The organism is Ascidiimonas aurantiaca, assembly GCF_037646345.1.
Taxonomy (GTDB): Bacteria; Bacteroidota; Bacteroidia; order Flavobacteriales; family Flavobacteriaceae; genus Ascidiimonas; species Ascidiimonas aurantiaca.
Genome location: NZ_JBBEWR010000030.1, coordinates 1 through 5292, shown reverse-complemented (window position 1 = coordinate 5292; position 5292 = coordinate 1). Strand labels below are relative to the sequence as shown.

Here is a 5292-nt window from a genome sequence, read left to right as displayed (position 1 = left end):
TAACAATGTATAACCGCAATTACGGCGGATTCGACTACGTCCGAATCCACTCGGAATTGCTAACGTCAGTGCTTAACCGAAAAACATTAACTTAAAACCCGTAACTGACGGTTATACTAGACCGTTAGGCACAAGCTAAACTGAATAGAAACTATAAAAACAGAATCATAAACACATGAAAACAAAAATTTTATTTATTGCATTACTCGGAATAAGTTTTGGAACTAAAGCGCAAGAAAAAATACAAACCGAGATTGGTCTAAAAGCTGATTTTATCTATAAAAACGGAAATATTGGTATTGGAACGACAAATCCTGATTCAAAACTAACTGTCAACGGGAGTATTACAATGCAAAGTGGAATACTTAGTTTAAACCCTACAAATGAATCGATAAATAAGATGGGGATTAGAAATGCATATCATGGGATGTTATTTTATTATGATTTACCAAACTATAAATACAGTCTTTTCCTCAAAGAAAATGGAAATGTAGGTATTGGAACTTATTCCACAGGTTCTCATAAACTTGCAGTAGAAGGCTCAATAGCAGCAAGAGAGGTCAAAGTAGAATCAAATGGTTGGTCTGACTTTGTTTTTGAAAAAGATTATAAATTACCAACACTTTTTGAGGTAGAAAAACAAATCAAAGAAAAAGGACATTTAAAAAATATTCCAAGCGCAAAAGAGGTCGCTGAAAATGGAATTTATCTTGGAGAAATGGATGCTAAGTTATTACAAAAAATAGAGGAATTAACACTTTATACTATTGAGCAAGAGAAAAAAATTAAAGAACAAACAAAAGAAATAAATGAACTAAAATCTATAAATAAAAAGCTTCTTGATTTACAAAAAAGATTAGAAAAATTAGAAAAGAAAACTCGTTAATGAATACTTTTAGTATTAAATAATCTACTAAAAAATCCTACTTTTATGTTATGGACATAAAACTTACAGAAGAGGAAAAAATTAAAATCTTGAATTCTGATGACATATACGGAATTATGCAAAAGGTTTTACTCAGATAAAACAAAATTGACCAAAACCGAGAACACTTTTGGGTTATTGGATTGGCAAACAACAATCGCATTCTTTTTATAGAACTCGTTAGTTTAGGAACCGTAAATAAAACATTAGCGGAGCCCATGGAGGTTTTTAGCTTTGCATTGCAAAAAAGAGCTGTAAAAATAATTTTATGTCATAACCACCCAAGCGGAGAATTAAAACCATCAGAAGGCGATAAAAATGTGTCTGATAGATTAATTCAAGTTGGAATTATTGTGGACACCGAGGTTCTTGACCGTTTGATAATATCTAATAAAAGTTATTTGAGTTTTGCTGATACTGGACTTTTAGACGAATTGAAAAAAAGCACAAAGTATGTTCCTAAATATGTTTTAGAACAGAGGTTTAAAAAAGAGGCTACTGAAATTGCGAATAAAAAGAAAACCGTTGAAATAGCAAAAGAGTTCAAAAGAAACGGAGTCGATAACGAAACGATTGCATTATCAACAGGACTTTCAATTGAGGAAGTTGAAAAATTAAGAGTGAGAAAAAAGTAAAAGCCAGTGCCTAACATTACCTATAATTAATGCGGGTTTTAGTTCTTAAGTCTAAGCTCTAGAATTTCTACTAAGTCCGCCAAATCTTTAATTTGGCTTTAGAACTGAAAAGATAAAACAAAGTAAAAGTTTTGGCTAAGTGATTAGAAGGAAATTCATTACTTTTAACTCCCGCACTAACCATAGCTGTGGACGTTATGCAAAATTATAATACCGTCCCAATGACACAGACTAAATGAAAACAGTGATTAAAATACTTGTAATAATTTTGTTTCCTGTAATATTTATTTCTTGTGAAACAAAATCAGCCGTCTCGGACAATGTTATTCTTGATACGACCCACACCGACTTACCCATTCTGCACTTAAATGGAACCGCTTTTGAAAACGGGGAGCAACACGGAAAACTTTTAAGAAAAGAGATTAATGAACTTATTGGTTTGTGGAAACAAGACATTGAAGCAAAATATCAAATGCCAGCCGATACTTTCATAAAGATGTTTCTTGACTCTACAAATTATATTCCTTCCATCAAAAAATGGACACCTGAACTTTTCGATGAAGTAAAAGGAATTAGCAAAGGCTCTGGGATTCATTTTAACACGATATTTGCATTTCAGCTAGTAGATGAAATCTGGACAAATGCTCGATTGATTAAAATGCCGCATCATTGCACTTCTCTTGGAGTAAACAATTTTATAAAAGATGGTGGAACTAATTGGAATGCCCAAACTATTGACATACCAACTTACTATCACAAGTTCCCATTATTATTAGATATTAAAGATAAAAACTCAAATTCAAGGAAATTAGTAACCACATTTGCTGGATACATCGGAATAAACGGATTAAACGAAAATATAAGTGTTACTGAAAACAGTTTGACAAATCTTAAAAGTGCTTTGAGTGGACTTCCTGTCGCATTTGTTTCAAGGGGTGTTTTGGAAAGAAAAACATTTGATGATGCAGTATCTTATATAAAGACCATAAAGCACGCTTCTGGTCAAAATTACATAATAGTGTCAAGAAGCAATATCATTTCATTAGAATGTGCAACAGACCTAATAAAAGAATATTGGCCCGATTCCACAAAATATTACACGTTTCACGGAAATAATCCGCTGACGAACAATTCATACCATCCGTTTTATAACAATTATCTAAAAAATCTATATGGAACAATTCCTGAAGCAATTTCAATTTCCGACAAAAAAGTAGAAACAGTAAATCGGCAGTTGACAAAAAATACGACTATTAATGCCGAGACGATTAAGAACATACTTTCCAAAGAACCAGTATATAATCAAAACACGTTTGCTATAACAATTATGGAATTGAATAAAAAATATAATCGACTGTATATCTCTTTGAACAAGTCTGATTCAACAAAATATATGGAATTTAAACTAAAGAAATGACTTTGCATAACAAAGAACTGAGGTAAAAAACAAACAAATTCTTCCTTAATTTGAGACAATATTATTCCACGCTCATAGGTTCAACAACTTGATTCTTTGAGCTTTTTTTATTTAATCTATCTTCTTTATCTTGGCAGTATGGAAACGTAAGTTTCATCATATGGTCTACCAGATTTTGCAATGGCAAAAGACTGTTTGAGTAGTTTGTTAGCAACTGCTATCAATGCTAGTTTCTTACTCTTTCCTTTGTTCACGATTCGCTCATAAACTTCCTTGCAAGCCTTATTGTGTTTACAAGCATTAAAAGAACATAGAAACAATAGATTGCGAAGCTTTCTATTACCAACCTTACTTATTCGTGCACGACCTCCTACGCTGCTTCCTGACTCACGTATCGTTGGGGTTATACCAACATAACTACATAGCTGTGATGCCGTTTCGAACTTGCTAAAACCATCAGTTACCACTATTAAAAATAACGCAGTCTTTTGCCCTATTCCTGGTATGGAAGTCAACAAGGTCAATTGTTCTTGTTGATCCACTTTTACCAATGACAAAATCTTTGATTCGATAGCTGCCACTTCCTTATTGAGCTGCTTCTTGTTACGTATCAAAGAACGATAAACAAACTTTGAGGGTATACCCAAAACAGCTTCTCCATGTATCTTGTTCTTAGTTGCGGTACGCTGTTTTAAATACGTATCCAATAACCTGAACAACTGTAGACACTCACTCTGGGTATCCGTCAAAGCATTGTAGAGCGGAACTTCGTTTATAAGGGCATATTCACATATGGCCCTTGCATCGCTTTTGTCCGTCTTTACCTTTGCCAGTTTCATTTGTATGAAACGTTTTATCGACAATGGGTTTACAACAGAAACCAATACTCCGTTTTTGTAAAGAAACTGTGCAAGTCTATAATGATAATAACCGGTAGCTTCCATAACCACCAATGAACCTTGAGGTAATTCTTTAAGATATTTCTTGAATCCCGTTTCATCGTTCTTATACTGGTCGTGACCTTTGTTACTACCATGTACATCAAAGACATCCTTACTGATGTCAACTCCATAAGTTTCTTTATATTTATTCATAAGAAATGATTTATGAAAGAACTAGCTACTGGTATCACAACAACTTGAAAACGAGATCTAAAGTCTCACAGAACTGAACGTGATTTAAGTAGTAAAAGAGAGAGGATTATCAATGTTGTCGAAGTCGTAAGCTTCACCGTGTATAGTAACCTTAATTCTCTCTTTTGTTCTTTCTGATTATTACATCAATTTATAGAGAATCAAACTTAAGAAATGACTTTGCATAACATCGTATATAAAACATTTGGCAGTCAGTGAGTTACTGGACCTGTCAGCCCGTATCAAAAGTACTTGTAACTTGACAGGAAAGTGCTTCGAAATGCCAAACGTTTCATATACGTAACCGTTGCCAGTAATTTAAATGAACCACTTCAATCTCATATCAAGTTTAGTTTTATTAGGATTAACAGTCCTTTGTTTTTGGCTTCCATTTAAAGAAGGAAATAAACGAACTGGAATTATAACTGGAATTATTTTATGCATAATTATTGCTTGGACAATTTTAGCGGGATTGGAATTTCTTGTGATTTTTATTTGGCCATTTATTTTGGTCTTTCAAATCATATTTCTGACTTATTGGACTTTTAGAATATTTAAAAGACCGAAAATTGGAAAATATGTCTCGTCATTTTTGACTTTAGGTTTTATCCTATTATGTATGTCACCTTGGATAAGTGACTGGACTTTTAGCAAAAATGATGCACGAAAATTATTATCGGAACATAATATTGAATTGAAAGACGATTTTAAAATCCTGAAAAATGAAAGTGGCGGATTTATGGACTACGCACACACTCTAAAAATTCAAATTTCGGATTCCGACAAATCGAGAATTGCAAAGGAAATAAGAGAATCTAACGGGTTTTTAAAAATTGTAGATTTTAAAAATAATTTCCCGTCAGCGGACTATGACACTTTTGAAGAATTGAATTTTGAAACGGAGAATTATCTTAATCGAGAATACTATCTAAAAGAACCTATGGAAGATGGAACTATTCACATTCATTTTCAACTTTCAAAGACAGAAAACGAATTACAATATATAGGAACTGATGAATAAAAAACTACTGGCAACACCGTGTATAATTAATGGCTGGTTCTCGCCTACTTTGGAAATTCCGCAGGAATTTCCAACTCTGTGTGTATCTGCCTACCGGTAGGCAGGCTTGCAAAGTTAACCGCTAACCCACGCAACTCATAGCCAAACCGTTACCTGCAATA

Annotated in this window: 5 protein-coding genes; 4 read left to right on the top strand and 1 reads right to left on the bottom strand. The window is 33.3% G+C overall.

What is annotated here, in order from left to right; genetic code table 11:
- Positions 1–175 precede the first annotated feature (175 nt).
- From WAO84_RS17020 to WAO84_RS17010, 3 genes are all read left to right on the top strand, one after another.
- Complete coding sequence (locus WAO84_RS17020; protein WP_340067338.1) at positions 176–886, top strand: hypothetical protein; 711 nt, start codon at positions 176–178, stop codon at positions 884–886.
- Positions 887–1032: 146 nt separating this feature from the next.
- Positions 1033–1560, top strand: a complete 528-nt coding sequence (locus WAO84_RS17015) for a JAB domain-containing protein (protein ID WP_340067339.1) — start codon at positions 1033–1035, stop codon at positions 1558–1560.
- Positions 1561–1795: 235 nt separating this feature from the next.
- Positions 1796–2977 carry a C45 family autoproteolytic acyltransferase/hydrolase gene (locus WAO84_RS17010; protein WP_340067337.1) on the top strand — a complete coding sequence of 394 codons (1182 nt, stop codon included), beginning with the start codon at positions 1796–1798 and terminating at the stop codon, positions 2975–2977.
- Positions 2978–3102: 125 nt separating this feature from the next.
- Here the strand turns inward: WAO84_RS17010 and WAO84_RS17005 are convergent, their stop codons facing one another.
- The gene (locus WAO84_RS17005; RefSeq protein ID WP_340067336.1) at positions 3103–4071 is read right to left on the bottom strand and encodes a transposase; all 969 of its coding nucleotides are present in this window, start codon (positions 4069–4071) and stop codon (positions 3103–3105) included.
- A 361-nt stretch (positions 4072–4432) separates the two neighbouring features.
- Between WAO84_RS17005 and WAO84_RS17000 the strand changes: the two genes are divergently transcribed.
- On the top strand, positions 4433–5131 hold the full coding sequence (locus WAO84_RS17000; RefSeq protein WP_340067334.1) for a hypothetical protein: 699 nt from the start codon (positions 4433–4435) through the stop codon (positions 5129–5131).
- Positions 5132–5292 lie beyond the last annotated feature (161 nt).